We start from the raw sequence: 23,464 nt of genomic DNA on the forward strand, positions 1-23,464 counted from the left end.
CCCCAAGACTTCCACCAGCCCCATGACTGACAGGCGCTCCATGGGGAAGTAGGAGGTCAGGCCTTCGGCTTGCATCAACGGGCCACCGACGCCGATAAATTCCACCGCCGGATGCTGGGCCTTGAGCGCCCGCATCAAGCCAGCACCCAGGATATCGCCGGAAGCTTCACCGGCCACGAGCGCAATACGCAAAGTGGCCATGATCAGCGGGTGATGCCGCGAGTCGAGGTCTGGATAGAGTCACGGAACACCGCGACTTCCGGGAACTGCGTAGCCGGCTCGGCCAGTTCGGTCAGGGCCTGTTCGACGGTCAACCCTTGGCGGTAAACCGTCTTGTAGGCACGGCGCAAGGCGTGGATGGCCTCTTCACTGAAACCGCGACGACGCATGCCTTCAAAATTCATGCTACGGGCTTCGGCAGGGTTGCCGAATACCGTCACGAACGCCGGGACATCCTTGCCGATGGCGGTGCCCATGCCGGAAAAGCTGTGGGCGCCGATATGGCAATACTGATGCACCAGGGTAAAACCGGAGAGGATCGCCCAGTCATCAACGTGCACATGGCCTGCCAACGCAGTGTTGTTGACCAGGATGCAATGGTTGCCGATCACACTGTCATGGCCGATGTGCGCATAGGCCATGACCAGGTTGTGATCACCCAAGGTGGTTTCAGCGCGATCCTGCACGGTGCCGCGGTGAATGGTGACGCCTTCACGAATGATGTTGTGGTCACCGATGACCAGGCGTGTTTCTTCACCCTTGTACTTCATGTCCGGGGTGTCTTCGCCTACCGAGGAGAACTGGTAGATACGATTGTGTTTGCCAATACGGGTCGGACCTTTAAGGATCACGTGTGGCCCGATGACAGTCCCCTCGCCGATTTCCACACCTGCGCCGACGATCGACCAAGGGCCGACCTCAACGTCGGCGGCCAGTACGGCCGACGGATCGATGATTGCGCGAGGGTCAATCAAACTCATAGTTTGCGTTCCGCACAGATGATCTCGGCAGAGCACACCGGCTTGCCATCTACCGAGGCCTGGCATTCGAACTTCCAGATCTGGCGTTTGCAACTGATGAACTTGGCTTCCAGGATCAACTGGTCACCCGGGGTGACCGGGTTGCGAAAACGCAGCTTGTCCGAACCCACGAAATAGTAAAGCGTGCCGTCGGCAGGCTTGAGGTCGAGCATTTTGAAACCAAGGATACCGGCAGCCTGGGCCATGGCTTCGATGATCAACACACCTGGCATGATTGGATGCGCAGGAAAGTGACCGTTGAAGAATGGTTCGTTGATGCTGACATTCTTGTAGGCACGAATGCGCTTTTCCTCGACGTTGAGGTCCACTACGCGATCCACCAGCAGGAACGGGTAACGGTGAGGCAGGTATTCGCGAATCTCGTTGATGTCCATCATTTCGGGGGGAAGCCTGTAATAAAGATTGGGGGCGGGCGCACCAGGCGCACGCCCCGCTAGCAAATCAAGGAGGCCGTCTAGCGGCTGTGCACACTTGATATGGAAATGGTATCAGCCTTCTGATGAAGCATTACCGCCGGGGGTCACGTCCCCGACACGCTTTTCAAGCTGTTTGATACGTCGTGCCATGTCGTCGATCTTCCTCAAACGCGCGGCACTCTTGCGCCATTCGGCCGCAGGTTGCATCGCGGTACCGGACGAATAGGCCCCTGGCTCTGTTATCGAGTGGGTCACCATGGTCATGCCGGTGATGAAGACGTTGTCGCAAATATCGATATGCCCCACCAGCCCTACGCCACCGGCGAGCATGCAATGCTTGCCGATCTTGGTGCTGCCGGAAATACCCACGCAGGCGGCCATGGCGGTGTGATCGCCAATCTGCACGTTGTGGGCGATCTGGATCTGGTTATCGAGCTTTACACCGTTACCGATCACGGTATCGGCCAGGGCCCCGCGATCCACAGCAGTGTTCACGCCGATCTCCACATCGTCGCCGATCAATACGCCACCGACCTGGGCGATCTTGTGCCAGACACCTTTGGAGTTGGCAAAGCCAAAGCCTTCGCCGCCGATAACAGCACCGGACTGAATGACCACACGCTGGCCAATACGCACATCGTGGTAGAGGGTCACGCGGGGGGCCAGCCAACCATCGGCACCAATTTCACAGCGTGCACCGATAAAGCAGTGGGCACCCACGGTGACACCAGCACCAATACGCGCCCCACTCTCGATCACGGCAAACGCACCGATGCTGGCGGCAGGGTCAACCTGGGCATCATCGGCGATCACGGCAGACGGGTGAATACCGCCGGCCGCCTTCGGCTTGGGATCGAACAGGTGCGACGCCTTGGCGTACGACAGGTACGGGTCGGCCACCACCAGCGCATCCCCGATAAACCCTTCGGCGTCAGCGGCCTTCAGCAACACGGCTGCGGCCTGGCAGTCGACCAGGTATTTACGGTATTGAGGATTTGCGAGGAAGCTCAACTGAGCTGGGCCAGCCTCCTGCAAGGTGGCTAGCCCAGTGATTTCTTTCTCCTTGGAGCCACGCAAGGTGGCCCCCAGGAACTCGGCCAACTCGCCGAGTTTGATAGTCGCTGTCATGGTTTACTTCAGCTGGTTCATGCGCTCGATCACCTGGCGGGTGATGTCGTATTGAGGCTTGACGTCGATCACGGCGCCACGCTCGAACACCAGGTCAAAGGCACCCTTCTTGATGACTTCTTCCACAGCGCTGTCCAATTTAGGCTTGAGCTGCTTGAGCATTTCGCGGTCGGCCACAGCCTTGGCTTCGTTCAGCTCCTTGGATTGGAACTGGTAGTCACGGGCCTTTTGCTTGAATTCAAGCTCCAGACGCTCGCGCTCGCCTTGCTGCATCTTGTCGCCACCGGCTACCAGGCGGTCCTGGATGCCTTTGGCGCTGCTTTCCAGTGTCTTGAGCTTGGTCAGTTGCGGACCGAACTTCTTCTCGGCATCCACGGCGTATCGCTTGGCCGCATCGGATTCCAGCAGGGCCATCTGATAGTTCAGAACGGCGATTTTCATTTCGGCGAAGGCCGGGGTGGTGACCAGCACAGTGGCCAGCAAAACCAATTGAGTCAACTTACGCACGATGTACTCCTACAGAATCCGTTGTCGTTATCTTAGGTCAGACGCTTAGAACGTCTGGCCGAGGGAGAATTGGAAAATCTGGGTTTCAGCGTTATCCGGTTTCTTGATCGGCATGGCCAGAGCAAAGCTCAACGGGCCCAGCGCAGTCACCCAGGTCACACCCACGCCCACGGAGCTTGCCAGGTTGCTGAGGCTCACGTCGTTGCATTGAGTATTGGACTTCAAGCCACTTGGGTTCTTGATCTGTTCGCACTTGGAGTCGAACACGTTACCCACGTCCCAGAAGACCGAAGTACGCAGGGAACGCTGGTCCTTGACGAACGGCAGCGGGAACAGAATCTCCGCACCACCCTGGATCAGCACGTTACCACCGAATGGCAGCGGGTCGTTGTCCGAGTCAGCGACAGTGCCCTGGTTACCAGTGCGATCAACACCACGGCTCGGCGTACCACGCGGACCCAAGGTGCTGTCCTTGAAGCCACGTACCGAGTTGAAACCACCTGCATAATAGTTTTCATAGAACGGCAAGCCATCGGTCGAACCATAACCGTCGCCATAGCCCAGCTCTGTGTGCAGGCGCATGGTGTAGTTATCGCTCAACGGCTGGAACAACTGACCGCGGTAGTCGAGCTTGAAGAACGACAGGTCGCTGCCCGGCGTGGTGACTTCCGCAGTCAGGCTCTGGGAGTGGCCGCGGGTTGCCAGTACGCCTTTGTTCAGGGTCGACTCGGACCAGCCGGCAGACGCCTTGAAGTTCAGGAACTTGTCGCCTTCACGACGGGTGAAGTCGAAGATTTCGTCCACGGTGTACACACCGGTCTTGATCTCATCCTGCTGGGCGGTGAGGCCGAAGGTCAGGCGCGAGGTCTCGCTGATCGGGTAACCCACGTTGACACCGGCACCCAGGCTGTCGATCGCATAGCTTGCAACGTCAACATCGAGGTCTTTGTAGTCAGTGGTGCGGTAGAAGGCGTTGTAGCCCAGGCTCACACCGTCTGCAGTCCAGTAGGGGTCGGTGTAGCCGAAGTTGTATCGGCTTTGGTATTCGCTGCGGGTCAGGCCGATGGACACACGGTTACCGGTACCCAGGAAGTTGTTCTGCGTGATGGAACCACCCAGGATCAAACCGGCGCTCTGGGCGAAACCGACGCTGGCGGTGATCGAGCCCGAGGCTTGTTCTTCAACGGCGTAGTTCACGTCAACCTGGTCATCCACACCCGGTACGGCCGGGGTTTCGACGTTGACTTCCTTGAAGAAGCCCAGGCGCTCAAGACGGGTCTTGGATTGGTCGATCAGGTAGGTCGAAGCCCAGCCACCTTCCATCTGACGCATTTCACGACGCAGCACTTCGTCCGCAGACTTGGTGTTGCCACGGAAGTTGATGCGGTTGACGTAGGCACGCTTGCCCGGATCGACGACGAAGGTGATGTCCACGGTGTGGTCTTCATCATTCGGGGTCGGCACGCCGTTGACGTTGGCGAAGGTATAGCCTTCGTTACCCAGGCGACGGGTGATCAGTTCGGAGGTGGTGGTCATCAGCTTGCGCGAGAACACCTGGTCCTTCTGCACCAGCAACAGGGACTTGACCTGGTCTTCAGGCACTTTCAGGTCGCCACTGAGCTTGACGTCACGAACCTTGTACTTCTCGCCTTCGTTGACGTTGACGGTGATGTAGACGTGCTTCTTGTCCGGGGTGATGGACACCTGGGTCGAAGCGATGTCCATGTTGATATAGCCACGGTCCAGGTAGTAGGAGCGCAGGCGTTCCAGGTCACCGGAGAGTTTTTCACGGGCGTACTTGTCATCGTTCTTGAAGAACGACAACCAGTTGGTGGTCTTGAGTTCGAACAGGTCGACCAGGTCTTCATCAGGGAACTTGGTGTTGCCCACGACGTTGATGTGCTGGATGGCGGCCACGGTGCCTTCGTTGATGTTGACCTTCAGGCCCACACGGTTACGAGGCTGGGGGATCACTTCGGTTTCCACGGTCGCGGAGTAGCGGCCCTGGGCAACGTACTGGCGTTGCAGCTCGTTACGCACACCCTCAAGGGTCGCGCGCTGGAAGATCTCGCCCTCGGCCAGGCCCGATTGCTTCAGGCCCTTCATCAGGTCTTCAGTGGAGATGGCCTTGTTACCTTCGATCGCGATACTCGCGACGGAAGGTCGCTCGACGACCGTGATGACCAGGACGTTGCCTTCGCGACCCAGTTGGATATCTTGAAAGAACCCGGTTTTGAACAGCGCACGAGTGGATTCCACCAGGCGACGATCATCCGCCTGTTCCCCGACGTTCAACGGCAAGGCACCAAAGACGCTACCCGCGGAAACCCGCTGGAGGCCGTTGACGCGAATATCGGAGATGGTGAAGGACTCGGCGTGAACTTCGGCGATCATCAATACGGTGAGAACCGCAGTTAGCAGCAGACGTTTCATGAAGTCCTTTCTTATTCCAACTGGCAATAAACAAACTGCCGCAAAATGCGGCAGATTCGCAATTCAGCGAAGCGTTACAGACGTCCCAGATCGTTGACCAGGGCTAACAACATCACCCCGACCACCAAACTGATACCAATCTGTATCCCCCAACCCTGCACCCGATCCGACAAGGGGCGACCACGCACCCACTCGACCAGATAAAACAGCAGATGCCCCCCATCCAATACTGGAATGGGCAGCAAATTCAGAACCCCAAGGCTAATACTCAGATAAGCCAGGAAATTCAGGAAATCCGCGACACCCGACTGGGCAGAAGCGCCCGCCACTTTAGCAATGGTTATCGGTCCACTCAAGTTTTTTACCGAGAGCTCACCGAACAACATTTTCTTGAGGGATTCGAGGGTCAGCACGCTCATGGTCCAGGTGCGTTTCGCACCCTCGCCAATCGCGGCCAAAGGCCCGTAGCTGACCTCTCGCACCATCGATGGCGGCCATTCGACACCCTTGACCCCGGCACCCAGGTAACCCCCGGCTGCCTTGGCTTCGCTTCGCACCGACAAGGTCACAGGGACGTCGATTTGAGCACCGTCGCGCTCAACTTTCAGCACAATTTTGGTATCAGGGCGCACACGCACCAGGTCGACCACCTGCTGCCAGTCACCCAGCGCCTGGCCATCAAGGGCCAGCAAGCGATCACCGGTTTTCAGGCCAGCAGCCTGGGCCGGGCCTTTCGGGTCGAGCTCGGCCAGCACCGGCGGCAAGGCCGGACGCCAAGGGCGGATCCCCAGGGACTTGATCGGATCGGGCTCATCAGCGCCCTTGAGCCAATGGTCCAGCGCCAATGCCCGCGGGGTTTCGGCGCTGGAATCCTGGTCGCGCACCACCACATTGACGGTGCCGCTCTCGCCCAGGCGGCGTACCAACTGCAAGTTGACCGCGCCCCAGCCCGTGGTGGGTTCGCCATCAATGGATACAATTTCCTGCCCAGCCGTCAGGCCAGCCTTGGCCGCGATGCTGTCCGCTTCGACCGCACCAATGACCGGGCGCACCTGCTGGCTGCCCAGCATGGCCAAGACCCAGAAGAACACCATCGCCAACAGGAAGTTGGCAATCGGCCCCGCCGCAACAATCGCAATACGCTGACGAACGGTCTTGCGATTGAAGGATTGGTCCAACTGGTCGGCAGGCACTTCGCCTTCGCGCTCATCGAGCATCTTGACGTAGCCGCCCAACGGGATAGCAGCAATGACAAACTCAGTGCCGCGGCGGTCATGCCAGCGCAACAACGGCATGCCGAAACCGACGGAAAAGCGCAATACCTTGACGCCGCAACGACGCGCGACCCAGAAGTGGCCGAATTCGTGGAAGGTCACCAACACACCCAGAGCAACCAGGGTGCCGACAATCATGTAGAGCGCACTCATCTAATTTCTCCGCATCTCAATCCAATGCCTGAAGACTCAAACCTTAACGCGCATTGCGTTCCAACCATTGCCCAGCCAGGGCTCGGGCCTTGGTGTCGGCTTCAAACACCGCCTCCAGGTCATTCACCGCCACCACCGGCTCAAGCGCCAGGACGTCCTCGATGATACTCGCGATCTGCGGAAAGCGGATGCGCCGTTCAAGAAACGCGGCTACGGCCACCTCATTGGCCGCGTTAAGCATGGCCGGGGCACTGTTACCCGCCTCGGCCGCTTGCCGCGCCAGGCGCAAACACGGGAAACGCTGCTCGTCCGGGGCTTCGAAGTCCAGGCGCGCGATTGCAAACAAGTCCAACGGCGCCACGCCCGAATCAATGCGCTCCGGCCAGGCCAAGGCATTGGCGATCGGTGTGCGCATGTCCGGATTACCCAACTGCGCCAACACCGAACCATCCACGTAATCGACCAGGGAATGGATCACACTTTGTGGGTGAATCACCACCTCAACCTGGTCAGGCCGCGCATCGAACAACCAGCATGCCTCGATCAATTCCAGGCCTTTGTTCATCATGCTCGCCGAATCCACGGAGATTTTGCGCCCCATGGACCAGTTCGGATGGGCACATGCCTGATCGGGAGACACATGCTCGAGCTCGGCCGACGGAGTCTGGCGGAATGGCCCGCCAGATGCCGTCAGCAGAATCCGGCGCACGCCGACCTGACTCAAGCCGCGGGCAAAATCACCGGGCATGCACTGGAAGATGGCGTTGTGCTCGCTGTCCAGAGGCAGCAACACCGCGCCGCTCTTGCGCACCGCTTGCATAAAGAGAGCACCGGACATGACCAAGGCTTCTTTATTGGCCAGCAGGATTTTCTTGCCAGCATCGACCGCCGCCAAGGTCGGGCGCAAACCTGCTGCACCGACAATCGCCGCCACCACGGTATCCACGTCAGCATCGGCCGAGACCTGGCACAACCCTGCCTCGCCGACCAATACCTGAGTGGCCAGCCCGGCAGCCCGCAGATCATCCTGCAGACGGCGAGCGGCAGCCACCTCTGGCACCACGGCAAAGCGCGGCGAGTGTCGCACGCACAAGGCCAGCAGCTCGCGCAAACGCGTGAAGCCGGTCAGGGCGAAAACCCGATAGCGATCGGGGTGACGCGCAATGACGTCCAGGGTACTGAGCCCGACCGAGCCGGTCGCGCCCAGCACCGTAACCTGCTGCAGGCGGCTCACGAAGCGATCATCCACAACAGCACGGCAAAGATCGGTAGCGCAGCGGTGAGGCTGTCGATACGGTCAAGCACACCGCCATGACCTGGCAGCAGGTTACTGCTGTCCTTGATGCCAGCCTGACGCTTGAACATGCTCTCGGTAAGGTCGCCCACCACCGAGATGAACACGACGATAGCCGCCCCCAGCAAGGCCAGGAGTACTTCCTTTACCGACCAGTCACGCACCACACCGACCACCAGGGTGATCAGCAGCGTCAAAGCCAGGCCGCCGTATACGCCTTCCCAGCTCTTGCCTGGGCTGACGGCCGGGGCCAGCTTGCGCTTGCCAAAGGCTCGACCCGAGAAGTAGGCACCAATGTCAGCGCCCCATACCAACACCATCACCGCCAGGATCAACTCGTTGCCAAGAGGGTAACGCTTGATCTCCACCAACCCTTGCCAAGCCGGCAACAGGATCGCCAGGCCAATCACCAGCTTGCAGGCCACGCTGGACCATTGGCCACTGGTGCGCGGATAGGTGAGCACCAGGAAAGTCGCCAGCGCCCACCACAACACGGCAGCCCCCAGCACCCAGGGCGCGATGTCCGGCAGGATGTACATGAAGAACAACAACAGCGCGACCACAGCGGCGTAGACCACACGCGGCAATTGGTTGACGAAGCCTGCCAGGCGCGCCCACTCCCAGGCCCCAAGGGTCACGACCAGGCCGATGAACAGCGCAAAGCCGGAACCGTCGAGCAGGAAAAAACCGCACAAGGCAATGGGCAGCAGGATCAGCGCCGTGATGATTCGTTGTTTAAGCATTTAAACCCGGGCTCCAGCTTCGATCTGCTCGCTCGTTTTACCGAAGCGACGCTGACGGGAAGCGAAATCGGCCAGTGCATTACGCATGGCATCGTGTTTGAAGTCCGGCCAGAACAGGTCGGAGAAGTACAGTTCGGTGTAGGCCAACTGCCACAGCAGGAAATTGCTGATGCGATGCTCGCCACCGGTACGAATACACAAGTCCGGCAACGGCAGGTCGCCGGTCACCAGGCAGGTTTGTAACAGTTCGGGCGTGATGTCGTCCGGGCGCAGATGACCGGCCTGCACTTCGCGGGCGAGCCGCTGCGCAGCCTGGGCGATATCCCACTGGCCGCCGTAGTTGGCTGCGATCTGCAACACAAAACGGTTACTGCCGGCAGTGATGGCCTCGGCTTCGCGCATGGCCGTTTGCAGTTCCGGATGGAACCGCGAGCGATCACCAATGATGCGCAGACTGATGTTGTTGTCATTGAGGCGCTTGGCCTCACGACGCAGGGCCTTGAAGAACAGGTCCATCAAGGCACTGACCTCATCGGCGGGCCGCTGCCAGTTCTCACTGGAGAAGGCGAACAAGGTCAGCACTTCGACCTTGGCCTCGGCGCACACCTCAATCACCGCCCTTACCGCGTCAACACCCGCTTTATGCCCGGCAACACCCGGCATAAAGCGTTTTTTCGCCCAGCGATTATTCCCGTCCATGATGATCGCGACATGGCGCGGCACCACGGAGGGCACAGTCTGCTTGGTCTTTTCCATGAAGGCGTCCTGACCCCTTATACGGCCATCAGGTCCTTTTCTTTTTCTTCGGTCGCCTTGGTGATCTGGGCTTCGGCGTCCTTGGTCAGCTTGTCGATATCAGCGACGGCACGGCGCTCTTCGTCTTCGCTGATTTCCTTGTCCTTGACCAGCTTCTTCAGGTCGCCCAACGCATCGCGGCGGATGTTACGCACGGCAACGCGCGCATCTTCAGCGGCACTGCGCGCCTGCTTGGTGAAGCCCTTGCGGGTTTCTTCGGTCAGCGCAGGCATGGAGATCAGCAGCAACTCGCCCAGGTTGGTCGGATTGAGGTTCAGGCCAGCACTCTGGATAGCTTTGTCGACGGCAGCGAGCATGTTGCGCTCGAAGGCAACAACTTGCAGGGTACGCGAATCCTTCACGGTCACGTTGGCCACACCGCTCAGCGGGGTGTCAGAACCGTAGTAAGGCACCATCACGCTGCCCAGGATGCTTGGGTGCGCCTTGCCAGTACGGATCTGGCCAAAGGCGTGGCTCAAGGATTCCAGAGATTTCTGCATACGCGCCTGGGCGTCTTTCTTGATTTCGTTGATCATTGTTGGCCTTCCTCGATCAGAGTCCCTTCTGCGCCGCCGTGTACGATATTCAGCAGGGCGCCGGGCTTGTTCATGTTAAATACGCGCAGCGGCATCTTGTGGTCGCGGCACAGGCAGATAGCGGTCAGGTCCATGACACCCAGCTTGCGATCCAGTACTTCATCGTAGGTCAGATGATCGAACTTCTCGGCATGCGGGTCTTTGAATGGGTCTGCAGTGTATACGCCATCCACCTTGGTCGCCTTCAACACCACGTCGGCATCGATTTCGATAGCACGCAGGCATGCGGCCGAGTCGGTGGTGAAGAACGGGTTACCGGTGCCGGCGGCAAAGATCACCACCTCCTTGGAGTTCAGGTGGCGCATGGCTTTGCGGCGATCATAGTGATCGGTCACGCCAACCATGGAAATAGCCGACATCACGATGGCCGAGATGTTGGCGCGCTCCAGGGCGTCGCGCATGGCCAGGGCGTTCATCACAGTGGCCAGCATGCCCATGTGGTCGCCGGTAACCCGGTCCATACCGGCAGCACTGAGTGCCGCACCGCGGAACAGGTTGCCACCACCAATCACCAGGCCGACCTGCACGCCGATACCGACCAATTGGCCGACTTCCAGCGCCATGCGGTCAAGCACCTTGGGGTCGATCCCGAACTCTTCCGAGCCCATCAGGGCCTCGCCGCTGAGCTTGAGTAGAATGCGTTTATAGCGAGCCTGATAACCACTGCCCTGCTGAGCCATTGCGAATCTCTCCTGCGGCGTATTTTTTAAAAATTCTTGGCGAGCCGTTTTACGGCTTGCGTTCACTCTAGCTGGACGCTGTCACAGCGCCATCGGAACACGGCTTTGTAAGCCAGTTCCGAGAGGAAACCAAATAAAATTGGCCTTCCCATTTGAAAAGAGGCTGCGCGCGTGAGCGGGCAGCCTCTTTCGGCGACAGTTTGGAACTGTCTTATTGCTTGGCGGCAGCCAGCTGGGCAGCAACTTCTTCAGCGAAGTTGTCGACCGGCTTCTCGATGCCTTCGCCTACTTTGAAGTAGGTGAAGGAAACGATTTCAGCACCGGCTTTCTTGGCCAGTTCGCCAACCTTGATTTCAGGGTTCTTGACGAACGCCTGCTCAACCAGGCTTGCTTCAGCCAGGAACTTGCTGATGCGGCCTTTGATCATGTTTTCAACGATGTTCTCTGGCTTGCCGGCGATCTTGTCGGCGTTGAGGCTCAGGAACACAGCTTTTTCACGTTCGATTGCGTCGGCAGACACTTCCGAAGGCAGCAGGAACTCAGGGTTGCTTGCAGCAACGTGCATTGCGATGTCTTTAGCCAGCTCAACGTCGCCGCCTTTGAGAACAACTGCAACACCGATCTTGTTGCCGTGCAGGTAACCACCAACCACATCACCTTCAACGCGAACCAGGCGACGGATGTTGACGTTTTCGCCAACCTTGCCGACCAGTACCAGGCGATCAGCTTCTTGAGCTTCGATCAGCGGAGCGGCGTCAGTCATTTTCTCGGCGAACGCTTTTTCAACGCTGGCAGCAACGAATGCCTTGAAGTCGTCCTGCAAAGCCAGGAAGTCGGTCTGGGAGTTCACTTCCAGCAGAACGGCGGATTTGCCGTCTTCTTTCAGAGCGATAGCGCCTTCAGCAGCCACGTTGCCTGCTTTCTTGGCAGCCTTGATGGCGCCGGAAGCACGCATGTCATCAATGGCTTTTTCGATGTCGCCGCCGGCCTTGGTCAAGGCCTTTTTGCAATCCATCATGCCTTCGCCGGTACGCTCACGCAGTTCTTTAACCAACGCTGCAGTAATCTCTGCCATTTCAAAATCCTCTTGGATAGGTTTTCAACCATTCCACCCGATCAAACGGGCGATCAATTCTTCCCGAATCTCCGTTGTAGGCCGCTGCACGTTACAAATGATGTAGCTGCGCTGCCGACAAATGGTTTTCGAGGTGGCAAAAAGGGGGCCAAGCCCCCTTTTTGCTTACTGAGTCAACGCCAGGGCGTCAATTACTCAGCGGCAGCTACCGGAGCTTCTTCAACGAACTGCTCGGTACCACCAGCAACGTGGTTGCGACCACGGATTACAGCGTCAGCCATCGAACCCATGTACAGCTGGATAGCGCGGATTGCGTCATCGTTGCCTGGGATGATGTAGTCAACGCCTTCCGGGCTGCTGTTGGTATCGACTACGCCGATAACCGGGATGCCCAGCTTGTTGGCTTCGGTGATCGCGATGCGCTCGTGATCAACGTCGATAACGAACAGTGCGTCAGGCAGACCGCCCATGTCCTTGATACCACCCAGGGAACGATCGAGCTTTTCCAGGTCACGGGAGCGCATCAGCGCTTCTTTCTTGGTCAGCTTGGCGAAAGTACCGTCTTCGGCTTGTACTTCAAGGTCACGCAGACGCTTGATGGAAGCACGGATGGTTTTGAAGTTGGTCAGCATGCCGCCCAACCAGCGGTGATCGACGTACGGCGAACCGCAACGTGCTGCTTCTTCAGCAACGATCTTGCCAGCGGAACGCTTGGTGCCGACGAACAGGATCTTGTTTTTGCCCTGGGCCAGACGCTCTACGAAAGTCAGTGCTTCGTTGAACATTGGCAGGGTTTTTTCAAGGTTGATAATGTGAATCTTGTTACGCGCGCCGAAAATGTACTTACCCATTTTCGGGTTCCAGTAACGGGTCTGGTGACCGAAGTGCACACCGGCCTTCAGCATATCGCGCATGTTGACTTGGGACATGATAGTTCCTTAATAAGTCGGGTTTGGCCTCCACGTATCCCAATGACCAACCAGCGGCATCAAGGCCTCCGGCACCCAGGTCATCGTGTCGACACGTGTGTGGATTTAAGCTTTGCGGGGTATCCCCGGAAAGCGGCGCATTTTATACCACAGCATCGGCAAAAACGAAACCCGCAATCACACTTGCCGGTCGTCGTCTTTGCGTAAGCCCTTGAATACAGCCAACATGCCTCTACCTCATAGAGAGAAGCGATCACCAGATGCGCATGATTTGCCAGCATCGTCTGTTAGAATCGCGTTTTTTGGGACTTGCGCGAATGCTGTAACCCTTTGTCGCGCCCCCGTGAACCGTATTGATTTCAGCGCGTCGCGCTAGAGAGAGCCTGTATGACCGTTACCTTGAAAACCGCCGAAGACATCGCAGGCATGCGCGTTGCCGGCAAACTGGCTGCCGACGTGCTGGAAATGATCGCCGAACACGTCAAGCCCGGCGTCACCACCGAAGCGCTGGACCGCATCTGCCACGACTATATAGTCGACGTGCAAAAAGCCATCCCTGCCCCGCTGAATTACAAAGGCTTCCCCAAGTCGATCTGCACCTCGATCAACCACGTGGTCTGCCACGGCATTCCCGGTGACAAGCCACTGAAGGACGGCGACACCCTGAACATCGACGTCACGGTGATCAAGGACGGCTACCACGGCGACACCAGCCGCATGTTCCACGTCGGCAATGTACCGGTGTGGGCCGAGCGCCTGTCCCAGGTCACCCAGGAATGCATGTACAAGGCCATCGAAATCGTCAAGCCCGGCTGCCGCCTGGGTGACATCGGTGAAGTGATCCAGAAGCACGCGGAAAAGAACGGTTTCTCGGTGGTGCGCGAATTCTGCGGCCACGGTATCGGCAAAGTGTTCCACGAAGAGCCGCAGATCCTGCACTACGGCCGCGCCGGCACCGGCATGGAACTCAAGGCAGGCATGACCTTCACCATCGAGCCGATGATCAACCAGGGCAAGGCCGACACCAAGGTGCTGGGCGACGGCTGGACCGCCATCACCAAGGACCGCAAGCTCTCGGCCCAGTGGGAACACACCCTGCTGGTCACCGACACCGGCTATGAGATTTTCACCCTGCGCGCCGACGACACCATCCCACGCGTTTCGGCCTGAAGGTTGCCCAGGTTTTCCCACAGCGTGTTGTGACTGACTGATAGATAGAAAGGAAAGCCGATCGATGCCCCAGGTGGATCCCGAACTCTTCGACCGTGGCCAGTTCCAGGCCGAGCTGGCATTGAAGGCAAGCCCTATCGCGGCCTTCAAGAAGGCCATCCGCCAAGCCCGCGAGGTTCTGGATGCGCGCTTTCGCAGCGGCCGGGATATTCGCCGCCTGATCGAAGACCGCGCCTGGTTCGTCGATAACATCCTGCAAAAGGCCTGGGAGCAGTTCAACTGGAGTTTCGACGCCGATATCGCCCTGGTGGCGGTCGGCGGCTACGGTCGCGGCGAACTGCACCCCTACTCCGACATCGACCTGCTGATCCTGCTGGACCAGGCCGATCATGAGACCTTTCGCGATTCCATCGAGCGCTTTCTGACGTTGCTGTGGGACATCGGCCTGGAAGTCGGCCAGAGCGTACGCTCGGTGGACGAATGCGCCGAAGAGGCCCGTGCCGACCTGACGGTGGTCACCAACCTGATGGAAAGCCGCACCATCTGCGGCCCCGAGCGCCTGCGCCAGCGCATGCTCGAAGTCACCAGCACCGCACATATGTGGCCGAGCAAGGAGTTCTTCCTGGCCAAGCGCGCCGAGCAAAAAGCCCGGCACCACAAGTACAACGACACCGAATACAACCTGGAACCCAACGTCAAAGGCTCACCGGGCGGGCTGCGGGATATCCAGACGATTTTGTGGGTGGCCCGCCGCCAATACGGCACGCTGAACCTGCGCGCCCTGGCCGGCGAAGGCTTCCTGGTGGAGAGCGAAAACACTCTGCTGGCTTCGTCCCAGGAGTTCCTGTGGAAGGTGCGCTACGCCCTGCACATGCTGGCCGGGCGCTCCGAAGACCGCCTGCTGTTCGATCACCAGCGCTCTATCGCCACCCTGCTGGGCTTTGAGGGCGAAGACGCGAAGACCAGCATCGAAAGCTTCATGCAGCAGTACTACAGGGTGGTCATGAGCATTGCCCAGCTCAGCGACTTGATCATCCAGCATTTCGAAGAAGTGATCCTGGCCCCCGAAGACGAAGCACCGCCGCAGCCGATCAATGCGCGCTTCCAACTGCACGACGGTTATATCGAAGCACGCAACGACAACGTGTTCCGCCGCACGCCGTTCGCCATGCTGGAAATCTTCGTGTTGATGGCGCAGCAGCCGGAAATCAAAGGCGTGCGCGCCGATACCATCCGCCTGCTGCGGGAAAACCGTCACCTGATCGACGACGACTTTCGCAACGATATTCGCAATACCAGCCTGTTTATCGAGCTGTTCAAGTGCCGCATCGGCATCCACCGCAACCTGCGGCGCATGAACCGTTACGGCATTCTCGGGCGCTACCTGCCGGAGTTCGGTTTTATCGTCGGGCAGATGCAACACGACCTGTTCCACATCTACACCGTCGATGCCCACACCCTGAATCTGATCAAACATCTGCGTAAGTTGCAGTACACCCAGGTATCAGAGAAATTCCCGCTGGCCAGTAAGCTGATGGCCAAGCTGCCCAAGCCCGAGCTGATTTACCTCGCCGGCTTGTACCACGACATCGGCAAGGGCCGGCATGGCGACCACTCGGAGATCGGCGCGGTGGATGCCGAAGCCTTCTGCCAGCGCCACCAACTGCCGTTGTGGGACAGCCGCCTGATTGTCTGGCTGGTGCAGAACCACCTGGTGATGTCGACCACGGCCCAGCGCAAGGACTTGTCCGACCCACAGGTGATTCACGACTTTGCCGGCATCGTCGGCGATGAGACCCGTCTGGATTACCTGTATGTGCTGACTGTTTCCGACATCAACGCCACCAACCCGACGCTGTGGAACTCCTGGCGCGCCAGCCTGTTGCGCCAACTGTACACCGAGACCAAGCGCGCCCTGCGCCGTGGCCTGGAGAACCCGGTGGACCGCGAAGAGCAGATCCGCCGCACCCAAAGTGCGGCCCTGGATATCCTGGTGCGCGGCGGTAACGACCCGGACGACGTCGAGCAACTCTGGTCGCAACTGGGTGACGATTACTTCCTGCGCCACACCGCCGGCGACGTGGCCTGGCACAGTGACGCAATCCTGCAGCAACCCGCCGATGGTGGCCCGCTGGTCTTGATCAAGGAAACCACCCAGCGCGAATTCGAAGGCGGCACGCAGATCTTCATCTACGCGCCCGACCAGCACGACTTCTTCGCCGTGACCGTGGCGGCCATGGACCAGCTCAACCTGAACATCCATGACGCCCGGGTCATCACCTCCAGCAGCCAGTTCACCCTCGACACCTACATCGTGCTCGACACCGACGGAGACTCGATTGGCGACAACCCGGCGCGCGTGAAAAAGATCCGCGAGGGCCTCACCGAAGCCCTGCGCAACCCCGACGACTACCCCACCATCATCCAGCGCCGGGTGCCGCGCCAGCTCAAGCACTTTGCCTTTGCGCCCCAGGTGACTATTTCCAACGACGCCCAGCGACCAGTGACGGTGCTGGAGCTCAGCGCACCGGATCGCCCAGGGCTGCTGGCGCGTATCGGCGGGATTTTCCTGGAGTTCGATCTGTCGTTGCAGAACGCCAAGATTGCGACCCTGGGGGAGCGCGTGGAAGACGTGTTCTTTATCACCGACGCCGACAACCAGCCACTGTCCGACCCGGAGTTGTGCCTGCGCTTGCAAGCGGCGATCGTGGAGCAATTGAGCGTGAGCCAGGAACCCGGTGTCGAGCTGACCCGACTGACCATTTGAATTCTTAACTTTGTGAACAGGAGCCCTGTGGGAGCTGGCTTGCCTGCGATGCAGACACCTTGGTCCGTCAGGTAGACCGCAGTGATGCCATCGCAGGCAAGCCAGCTCCCACAGGTTCCGTGCTCACCGTGATAGAGGCTTATATGAACAACGCCCTTAACCAGTTGCAGCCCTACCCCTTCGAGAAACTGCGCGCCCTGCTCGGCAGCGTGACGCCGAACCCGGACAAACGCCCCATCGCCCTGTCCATCGGCGAGCCCAAGCACACCTCACCGGCCTTCGTTGCCGAGGCCTTGAGCCATAACCTCGATCAAATGGCGGTGTACCCCACCACCTTGGGTATTCCGGCCCTGCGCGAAGCCATCGGCGCCTGGTGCGAACGCCGCTTCAACGTGCCCAAGGGCTGGCTGGACCCGGCGCGCAACATCTTGCCGGTCAACGGTACGCGCGAGGCGCTGTTTGCCTTCACCCAGACCGTGGTCAACCGTGGCGACGACGCGCTGGTGGTAAGCCCCAACCCGTTCTACCAGATCTACGAAGGCGCCGCGTTCCTGGCCGGGGCCAAGCCGCACTACCTGCCATGCCTGGATAGCAACGGCTTCAACCCGGACTTCGATGCCGTCTCCCCCGACATCTGGAAACGCTGCCAGATCCTGTTCCTGTGCTCCCCCGGCAACCCGACTGGCGCACTGATCCCGGTCGACACCCTGAAAAAACTCATCGCCCTGGCCGACCAATACGATTTCGTCATCGCTGCCGACGAGTGCTACAGCGAGCTGTACTTCGACGAGCAAACCCCGCCACCAGGCCTGCTCAGCGCCTGCGTCGAGCTGGGCCGCGAGGACTTCAAGCGTTGCGTGGTATTCCACAGCCTGTCCAAGCGCTCCAACCTGCCAGGCCTGCGCTCAGGCTTTGTGGCCGGCGACGCCGAGATCCTCAAGGCCTTTTTGCTGTACCGCACCTACCACGGCTGCGCGATGCCAGTGCAAACCCAGCTTGCAAGCATTGCGGCCTGGCAGGACGAGGCCCACGTACTGGCCAACCGTGACCTGTACCGCGAGAAGTTCGATGCGGTGCTGGCGATCCTCAAGCCGGTGCTGGACGTGCAAAGCCCGGATGGGGGCTTTTACCTGTGGCCGCATGTGCAAGGCGACGACGCTGCCTTCTGCCGCGATTTGTTCGTGCAAGAGCATGTGACAGTGGTGCCGGGCTCTTACCTATCGCGGGAAGTGGACGGCTTCAACCCTGGCGCGGGGCGTGTGCGCCTGGCGTTGGTGGCGCCGTTGGCGGAATGTGTGGAAGCGGCTGAAAGGATTCGCGACTTCATCCAGCGTCGCCGTTAAGGGCTTACGGGTCACTTCATGTGACCCAAATTCGCCTCGCTCATATCCAACTCCGCCAACACCTCCCTCAACACGTCATCACCAATCTGGTGATGACGGCTCAAGCTATACAACTCCAACCGCTGAGCACGCAGGGCCTTGAGCCGCAACTTGCGCTCCAACTGGTCCATTTGCAGCGCCAGCGCCTGGGCTTCGGCCGAATCATTGAACACGTCCAACTGGTGACGATACTCCGCCATCAGCCGCGCCTTGAGCTCGGTGGCCAGTGCCGCTTGAGCGGCGTCCGGTGTTTCAGCTTCGGCGGGTTCTTGAGCCTCCAGTGCGTGAATCGCCGCCACCGCGGTCTTCTTCCAGGCCTCGCGCACTTCGTTGTGGCGCTTTTCATCCGGGCCTTTTTCGACGCCACGCAGCAGTAACGGCAGGGCGATGCAGGCAGCGACCAGCGACAGCAGGATCACCCCGGCAGCGATAAAGATCAGCAGGTCACGCTCAGGAAAATCCTGGCCCGGCGCCAGCAGCAAGGGCACCGACATCACACCGGCCAACGTCACCGCTCCGCGTACACCGCCGACGGTCAACAGCCAGCAGGAACGGGCCGTCGGCACCAGGGTCAGCGCGCTTTTGCCACGCAGCCGGCGCAGCAACCCCGACAGCCGCCAGATGCTCTGCACCCAGATAAAGCGCAGTACCACCAGCACCAGGAAGATCGCCACCACGTCCAGGCAGCGATACATCAAGGTGGGCCACAGTGTGGTTTCATGGCTGACCACGGCCTTGATGATGTCTGGCAGTTGCAGGCCCAGCAGCAGGAAGATCAAACCGTTGAAGGCAAACTCCAGCAACGACCACACGCTGCGGTTGAGCAGGCGCGTGCTGGTCTGGCGCGGCAGCAGGTCGAGCCAGCTTTGCATCATGCCCGCCGCCACCGCCGAGAGAATGCCGGACGCGCCCAGGCGTTCAGCCAGTACGTACGCAGCAAAGGGCAGCAGCAACATGAACACCACATGAGTGGCCGGGTCATCCCAGCCGCGCGCGATCATCCAGGCGCGCAGGCGGCCGACCAGCCAGCTCAACGCCACCCCGATCGCCAGCCCGCCCACTGCCACCAGCACAAACGTCAGGCTGGCATCTGCCAGGGAAAAGACCCCGGTCAACGCTGCGGCCAGGGCGAATTTGAAGGTCACCAGGCCAGATGCGTCATTCATCAAGGCTTCGCCTTGGAGCATGTGCATCAGCGGCTTGGGCAAACGGTTCTGGGAAATGGCCGACACCGCCACGGCGTCCGTCGGTGACAAAACCGCGGCCAGGGCGAAAGCCACCGGTAACGGGATGGTTGGCAATAACCAATTGATGAAATAGCCGGCGCCCACCACGGTGAACAGCACCAGCCCCACCGCCAATGTCAGGATCGGGCCACGCAGGCGCCACAACTCGCGCTTGGGCATGCGCCAACCATCGGAAAACAGCAGCGGCGGCAGGAATAGAAACAGGAACAGCTCCGGGTCCAGCGCCACGTGCAGCCCTAACGTGGGCCAGGCCAGCAAGGCGCCGGCGGCGATCTGCACCAGGGGCAACGGCAGTGGGATGACGCGCCCGACGAGGCGCGAAAGGCTGACCAGCATCAGCAGGATAAGGACGGTGTAGGCGGTTTGCATAACGCGGGTTTCCCGGACAATCGACTTGCAACGACACATCAGGCAACAACTGGCCGTTGAAGTGCCATATTACCTGGCTATGTTACTCGCCTAGGCTGCGCACCGGCTTTTGCACAAAAGTCGCACGCTGTTGACGAGCGGCGCCGAAACCCGCCGGTCGTGGCATAATCCGCGATCTTTCATTTTTCATGCGTCCAAAGGGGGGCAATTCCTTGACTGCTTCAAGCAAAACCTTGCACCTTTTCGGCATTAAAGCCTGCGACACCATGAAAAAGGCGCGCACCTGGCTCGATGAGCACGGGGTGAGCTATGAGTTCCATGACTACAAAACGGCCGGTATCGACCGCGAACACTTGACCCAATGGTGCAACGAGCACGGTTGGCAGGTGGTTTTGAACCGTGCGGGCACCACCTTTCGCAAACTCGAAGACGAACGCAAAGCCGATCTCGATCAGTCGAAAGCCATTGAACTGATGCTCGCACAACCCTCGATGATCAAGCGCCCGGTGCTCGATCTCGGTGACAGAACCCTGATTGGCTTCAAGCCAGATAGTTATTCGGCGGCCCTCAAGTAGGCCAGCCTTCCATTTTTGTAGAGGTAACAGCATGTCCAATTCCCTGTTCAGCCTGGGCTTCGGCGTCGGCACTCAGAACCGCCAAGGTGCTTGGCTGGAAGTGTTTTACGCACAACCCTTGCTCAACCCATCGGCTGAAATCGTTGCCGCCATCGCACCGATCCTCGGTTACACCGAAGGCAACCAGGCGATCACCTTCACCGTGAGCCAGGCCCTGCAACTGGCCGACGCACTCAAAGGCGTCGATGCCGCCCAGGCCGCCCTGCTCAGCCGCCTGGCAGAAAGCCACACGCCGCTGGTCGCGACCCTGCTGGCCGAAGACGCCGCACTTACGTCCACGCCTGAGGCCTACCTCAAGCTGCACCTGCTGTCCCATCGCCTGGTCAAGCCTCACGGCCTGAGCCTGGCCGGTGTGTTCCCGCAGTTGCCGAACGTGGCCTGGACCAGCCAGGGCGCCATCGACATCAATGAGCTGGCCGAGCGCCAACTGGAAGCGCGCCTGCGTGGCGACCTGCTGGAAGTGTTCTCGGTGGACAAGTTCCCGAAAATGACCGACTACGTCGTACCGGCCGGCGTGCGTATCGCTGACGCGGCACGTATCCGCCTGGGCGCCTACGTAGGCGAAGGCACCACCGTGATGCACGAAGGTTTCGTCAACTTCAACGCCGGCACCGAAGGCCCGGGCATGATCGAAGGCCGCGTATCGGCGGGCGTATTCGTCGGCAAGGGCTCGGACCTGGGCGGCGGTTGCTCCACCATGGGCACCCTGTCGGGCGGCGGCAATATCGTGATCAAGGTCGGCGAAGGCTGCCTGATCGGCGCCAACGCCGGTACCGGTATCCCATTGGGCGACCGCAACACCGTGGAGTCGGGCCTGTACATCACCGCCGGCACCAAGGTTGCCCTGCTGGATGAGCAGAACCAACTGGTCAAGGTGGTCAAGGCACGCGAGTTGGCTGGCCAGCCAGACCTGCTGTTCCGTCGTAACTCCGTAACCGGTGCCGTGGAGTGCAAAACCCACAAATCGGCCATCGAACTGAACGAAGCGCTGCACGCTCACAACTAAGCAGCCACTCGATGCCACTAGCGGGCCGCATCTTCGGGGCGGCTCGCTTATACGAGTCTTGATCACCATGCTTGTGCCCTCCCCCTGGCGCGCCGACTTCCCGGCCATCGCCACCCTGCAACGGCAGGACCAGACCTATCTGGACAGCGCCGCCACCACGCAAAAACCTCAAGCCCTGCTGGATGCCATCAGTCATTACTACGCCAATGGCGCAGCCAATGTGCACCGTGCCCAGCATTTGCCCGGGGCCCACGCGACCCAGGCCTTTGAAGACAGCCGCAGCAAGGTCGCGCAGTGGTTGAACGCAGGTGACAGCGGGCAGGTCGTGTTTACCCACGGCGCCACCTCTGCACTGAACCTCCTGGCCTATGGCCTGGAGCACTTATTCAATGCGGGCGATGAGATTGCCATCAGCGCCCTGGAACACCACGCCAACCTGTTGCCCTGGCAGCAATTGGCCAAACGCCGCGCACTCACGCTGGTGGTCTTGCCCCTGGGCGATGACGGCGTGATCGACCTGGACGCCGCCGCCAGCTTGATTGGCCCACGCACGCGCCTGCTGGCGGTGAGCCAGTTGTCCAACGTGCTCGGTGCCTGGCAGCCGCTGCAAGCCTTGCTGAAGCTGGCCCAGGCATACGGCGCCCTCACGGTGGTGGACGGCGCCCAAGGCATCGTCCATGGCCGCCATGATGTGCAGGGCCTGGGCTGCGACTTCTACGTGTTTTCCAGCCACAAACTCTACGGCCCGGACGGCGTCGGCGTGCTGTATGGCCGTAATGAAGCCCTGCATCACCTGCGCCACTGGCAGTTTGGCGGCGAGATGGTGCAACAGGCGGACTATCACAGCGCCAGCTTTCGCCCCGCGCCGCTGGGTTTCGAGGCCGGCACTCCACCGATTGCCAGCGTGATAGGCCTGGGCGCGAGCCTGGATTACCTGAGTTCGCTGGATGCTTCGGCGGTGCTCGCCCACGAAGCCGCCCTGCATGACTACCTGCTGCGTGGGCTTAAGGCACGCAATGGCGTGCGCGTGCTGGGCTCGCCGCAAGTGGCGCTGGTGAGTTTTGTGGTGGAGGGCGTGCACAACGCCGACCTCGCCCACTTGCTGACCGAGCAAGGCATTGCCGTGCGGGCCGGCCATCACTGCGCGATGCCTTTGTTGAAGGCGATGAATCTGTCAGGCGCAATCCGCGTCTCCCTGGCGCTCTACAACGATTCCGACGACCTGGAGCGCTTTTTTGAAGCGCTGGACCAGGCACTGGACATGCTGCGATGAGCTTGCCGCTGGAGGCACAAGCCGCGCTGGAAGCTTTCCAGGCCGTAGGCAGTTGGGAACAGCGCGCGCGGATGCTGATGCAATGGGGGGAACGCTTGCCCGCCCTGGCTGATGACGAAAAGGTCGACGCCAACCTGGTGCACGGTTGCGAAAGCCTAGTGTGGCTGGTGGGGCGTTTGCAGGACGGCCATTGGCAGTTTGCTGCGAGCAGTGAGGCGCGGATGATTCGGGGGTTGGTGGCGTTGCTGCTGACGCGGGTCAATGGGTTGTCGACTGATGAATTGCAAGCAGTTGACCTGCCTGACTGGTTCAATCAACTGGGCTTGTCGCGCCAGCTATCGCCGTCGCGCAGTAATGGTTTGAATGCCGTACTGCAACGCATGCGAGACCTGACGCGTACATAGAAATTAATGTGGAAGCTGGCTTACCTGCGATGGCCATAGGTAACCGACGGTAACCACGATGCGAAGCGAGCCGCTCTTGATCTTGATCTGCTTTTGATCTTGATCTCAGGCGCCCCGTTAAACCACGCTGGCCGAACGCAGGCTTGAA

The 23,464-nt window shown here is 59.9% G+C and carries 21 protein-coding genes and 1 pseudogene; 7 read left to right on the plus strand and 15 right to left on the minus strand.

What is annotated here, in order from left to right; translation table 11 throughout:
• The 14 genes and pseudogenes from GIW04_RS13120 to rpsB form a co-directional block, all read right to left on the minus strand.
• Positions 1 to 201, minus strand: a pseudogene (locus GIW04_RS13120) (lipid-A-disaccharide synthase); the annotation flags it as partial.
• A gap of 2 nt (positions 202 to 203) precedes the next feature.
• Complete coding sequence (gene lpxA, locus GIW04_RS13125; protein WP_003189175.1) at positions 204 to 980, minus strand: acyl-ACP--UDP-N-acetylglucosamine O-acyltransferase; 777 nt, start codon at positions 978 to 980, stop codon at positions 204 to 206.
• Positions 977 to 1,417, minus strand: coding sequence for a 3-hydroxyacyl-ACP dehydratase FabZ (fabZ, locus tag GIW04_RS13130; protein ID WP_003172281.1), 441 nt, complete (start codon positions 1,415 to 1,417; stop codon positions 977 to 979). Before fabZ ends, lpxA begins: the two co-directional genes overlap by 4 nt.
• A gap of 111 nt (positions 1,418 to 1,528) precedes the next feature.
• A complete protein-coding gene (lpxD, locus tag GIW04_RS13135) occupies positions 1,529 to 2,584 on the minus strand; it encodes a UDP-3-O-(3-hydroxymyristoyl)glucosamine N-acyltransferase (RefSeq protein ID WP_034134917.1) in 1,056 nt (351 codons plus the stop codon).
• Positions 2,585 to 2,587: 3 nt separating this feature from the next.
• Positions 2,588 to 3,091, minus strand: a complete 504-nt coding sequence (locus GIW04_RS13140; protein WP_003189173.1) for an OmpH family outer membrane protein — start codon at positions 3,089 to 3,091, stop codon at positions 2,588 to 2,590.
• Between the two features lie 45 nt (positions 3,092 to 3,136).
• Positions 3,137 to 5,524: an outer membrane protein assembly factor BamA gene (bamA, locus tag GIW04_RS13145; protein ID WP_014717234.1), complete on the minus strand. Its 2,388-nt coding sequence runs from the start codon at positions 5,522 to 5,524 to the stop codon at positions 3,137 to 3,139.
• Between the two features lie 74 nt (positions 5,525 to 5,598).
• Positions 5,599 to 6,951, minus strand: coding sequence for a sigma E protease regulator RseP (gene rseP, locus GIW04_RS13150; protein ID WP_032893184.1), 1,353 nt, complete (start codon positions 6,949 to 6,951; stop codon positions 5,599 to 5,601).
• A gap of 43 nt (positions 6,952 to 6,994) precedes the next feature.
• Entirely contained in the window at positions 6,995 to 8,185 is a 1,191-nt protein-coding gene (gene ispC / locus GIW04_RS13155; protein WP_003189169.1) for a 1-deoxy-D-xylulose-5-phosphate reductoisomerase, read from the minus strand.
• Positions 8,182 to 8,988 (minus strand): phosphatidate cytidylyltransferase, encoded by an 807-nt coding sequence (locus GIW04_RS13160; protein WP_003189168.1) that lies wholly within the window; start codon positions 8,986 to 8,988, stop codon positions 8,182 to 8,184. The genes ispC and GIW04_RS13160 overlap by 4 nt, the downstream gene beginning before the upstream one ends.
• Complete coding sequence (gene uppS, locus GIW04_RS13165) at positions 8,989 to 9,744, minus strand: polyprenyl diphosphate synthase (protein WP_003189167.1); 756 nt, start codon at positions 9,742 to 9,744, stop codon at positions 8,989 to 8,991. It abuts the gene before it with no gap.
• Positions 9,745 to 9,761: 17 nt separating this feature from the next.
• Positions 9,762 to 10,319 (minus strand): ribosome recycling factor, encoded by a 558-nt coding sequence (gene frr / locus GIW04_RS13170; RefSeq protein WP_003189163.1) that lies wholly within the window; start codon positions 10,317 to 10,319, stop codon positions 9,762 to 9,764.
• Positions 10,316 to 11,059, minus strand: a complete 744-nt coding sequence (gene pyrH, locus GIW04_RS13175) for a UMP kinase (protein WP_003189161.1) — start codon at positions 11,057 to 11,059, stop codon at positions 10,316 to 10,318. The genes frr and pyrH overlap by 4 nt, the downstream gene beginning before the upstream one ends.
• A 211-nt stretch (positions 11,060 to 11,270) precedes the next feature.
• The gene (gene tsf, locus GIW04_RS13180; protein ID WP_003189160.1) at positions 11,271 to 12,134 is read right to left on the minus strand and encodes a translation elongation factor Ts; all 864 of its coding nucleotides are present in this window, start codon (positions 12,132 to 12,134) and stop codon (positions 11,271 to 11,273) included.
• A 191-nt stretch (positions 12,135 to 12,325) separates the two neighbouring features.
• Complete coding sequence (gene rpsB / locus GIW04_RS13185) at positions 12,326 to 13,063, minus strand: 30S ribosomal protein S2 (RefSeq protein WP_003189158.1); 738 nt, start codon at positions 13,061 to 13,063, stop codon at positions 12,326 to 12,328.
• A 387-nt stretch (positions 13,064 to 13,450) separates the two neighbouring features.
• Here rpsB and map point away from each other — a divergent pair, with 387 nt between their 5' ends.
• The 3 genes from map (at position 13,451) to dapC (ending at position 18,343) form a co-directional block, all read left to right on the plus strand.
• Positions 13,451 to 14,233 (plus strand): type I methionyl aminopeptidase, encoded by a 783-nt coding sequence (map, locus tag GIW04_RS13190; protein WP_003189156.1) that lies wholly within the window; start codon positions 13,451 to 13,453, stop codon positions 14,231 to 14,233.
• A 64-nt stretch (positions 14,234 to 14,297) separates the two neighbouring features.
• The gene (locus GIW04_RS13195) at positions 14,298 to 17,000 is read left to right on the plus strand and encodes a [protein-PII] uridylyltransferase (protein ID WP_034134914.1); all 2,703 of its coding nucleotides are present in this window, start codon (positions 14,298 to 14,300) and stop codon (positions 16,998 to 17,000) included.
• Between the two features lie 143 nt (positions 17,001 to 17,143).
• Positions 17,144 to 18,343, plus strand: coding sequence for a succinyldiaminopimelate transaminase (gene dapC, locus GIW04_RS13200; RefSeq protein ID WP_120247600.1), 1,200 nt, complete (start codon positions 17,144 to 17,146; stop codon positions 18,341 to 18,343).
• 11 nt (positions 18,344 to 18,354) lie between these two features.
• Here the strand turns inward: dapC and GIW04_RS13205 are convergent, their stop codons facing one another.
• On the minus strand, positions 18,355 to 19,998 hold the full coding sequence (locus GIW04_RS13205; protein WP_034134912.1) for a Na+/H+ antiporter: 1,644 nt from the start codon (positions 19,996 to 19,998) through the stop codon (positions 18,355 to 18,357).
• A gap of 188 nt (positions 19,999 to 20,186) precedes the next feature.
• Here GIW04_RS13205 and GIW04_RS13210 point away from each other — a divergent pair, with 188 nt between their 5' ends.
• The 4 genes from GIW04_RS13210 (at position 20,187) to GIW04_RS13225 (ending at position 23,316) form a co-directional block, all read left to right on the plus strand.
• A complete protein-coding gene (locus tag GIW04_RS13210; protein WP_171905475.1) occupies positions 20,187 to 20,573 on the plus strand; it encodes an ArsC family reductase in 387 nt (128 codons plus the stop codon).
• Between the two features lie 31 nt (positions 20,574 to 20,604).
• Entirely contained in the window at positions 20,605 to 21,639 is a 1,035-nt protein-coding gene (dapD, locus tag GIW04_RS13215) for a 2,3,4,5-tetrahydropyridine-2,6-dicarboxylate N-succinyltransferase (RefSeq protein ID WP_003189146.1), read from the plus strand.
• A gap of 67 nt (positions 21,640 to 21,706) precedes the next feature.
• Entirely contained in the window at positions 21,707 to 22,912 is a 1,206-nt protein-coding gene (locus GIW04_RS13220) for an aminotransferase class V-fold PLP-dependent enzyme (protein ID WP_120247599.1), read from the plus strand.
• Positions 22,909 to 23,316 (plus strand): SufE family protein, encoded by a 408-nt coding sequence (locus GIW04_RS13225; protein ID WP_120247598.1) that lies wholly within the window; start codon positions 22,909 to 22,911, stop codon positions 23,314 to 23,316. The genes GIW04_RS13220 and GIW04_RS13225 overlap by 4 nt, the downstream gene beginning before the upstream one ends.
• The last annotated feature ends 148 nt before the right edge of the window (positions 23,317 to 23,464 follow it).

The organism is Pseudomonas sp. PA-4-8C (assembly GCF_021606625.1).
Taxonomy (GTDB): domain Bacteria; phylum Pseudomonadota; class Gammaproteobacteria; order Pseudomonadales; family Pseudomonadaceae; genus Aquipseudomonas; species Aquipseudomonas lactis.

Excerpts from the sequence above, each read along its gene's own strand:
- GIW04_RS13205 (WP_034134912.1), bottom strand. The coding sequence starts at position 19,998 with ATGCAAACCGCCTACACCGTCCTTATCCTGCTGATGCTGGTCAGCCTT.
- pyrH (WP_003189161.1), bottom strand. The coding sequence starts at position 11,059 with ATGGCTCAGCAGGGCAGTGGTTATCAGGCTCGCTATAAACGCATTCTA.
- tsf (WP_003189160.1), bottom strand. The coding sequence starts at position 12,134 with ATGGCAGAGATTACTGCAGCGTTGGTTAAAGAACTGCGTGAGCGTACC.
- rseP (WP_032893184.1), bottom strand. The coding sequence starts at position 6,951 with ATGAGTGCGCTCTACATGATTGTCGGCACCCTGGTTGCTCTGGGTGTG.
- frr (WP_003189163.1), bottom strand. The coding sequence starts at position 10,319 with ATGATCAACGAAATCAAGAAAGACGCCCAGGCGCGTATGCAGAAATCT.
- lpxA (WP_003189175.1), bottom strand. The coding sequence starts at position 980 with ATGAGTTTGATTGACCCTCGCGCAATCATCGATCCGTCGGCCGTACTG.
- dapC (WP_120247600.1), top strand. The coding sequence starts at position 17,144 with ATGAACAACGCCCTTAACCAGTTGCAGCCCTACCCCTTCGAGAAACTG.
- GIW04_RS13220 (WP_120247599.1), top strand. The coding sequence starts at position 21,707 with ATGCTTGTGCCCTCCCCCTGGCGCGCCGACTTCCCGGCCATCGCCACC.
- uppS (WP_003189167.1), bottom strand. The coding sequence starts at position 9,744 with ATGGAAAAGACCAAGCAGACTGTGCCCTCCGTGGTGCCGCGCCATGTC.
- rpsB (WP_003189158.1), bottom strand. The coding sequence starts at position 13,063 with ATGTCCCAAGTCAACATGCGCGATATGCTGAAGGCCGGTGTGCACTTC.
- GIW04_RS13225 (WP_120247598.1), top strand. The coding sequence starts at position 22,909 with ATGAGCTTGCCGCTGGAGGCACAAGCCGCGCTGGAAGCTTTCCAGGCC.
- GIW04_RS13195 (WP_034134914.1), top strand. The coding sequence starts at position 14,298 with ATGCCCCAGGTGGATCCCGAACTCTTCGACCGTGGCCAGTTCCAGGCC.
- map (WP_003189156.1), top strand. The coding sequence starts at position 13,451 with ATGACCGTTACCTTGAAAACCGCCGAAGACATCGCAGGCATGCGCGTT.
- dapD (WP_003189146.1), top strand. The coding sequence starts at position 20,605 with ATGTCCAATTCCCTGTTCAGCCTGGGCTTCGGCGTCGGCACTCAGAAC.
- GIW04_RS13160 (WP_003189168.1), bottom strand. The coding sequence starts at position 8,988 with ATGCTTAAACAACGAATCATCACGGCGCTGATCCTGCTGCCCATTGCC.
- GIW04_RS13210 (WP_171905475.1), top strand. The coding sequence starts at position 20,187 with ATGCGTCCAAAGGGGGGCAATTCCTTGACTGCTTCAAGCAAAACCTTG.
- fabZ (WP_003172281.1), bottom strand. The coding sequence starts at position 1,417 with ATGATGGACATCAACGAGATTCGCGAATACCTGCCTCACCGTTACCCG.
- lpxD (WP_034134917.1), bottom strand. The coding sequence starts at position 2,584 with ATGACAGCGACTATCAAACTCGGCGAGTTGGCCGAGTTCCTGGGGGCC.
- bamA (WP_014717234.1), bottom strand. The coding sequence starts at position 5,524 with ATGAAACGTCTGCTGCTAACTGCGGTTCTCACCGTATTGATGATCGCC.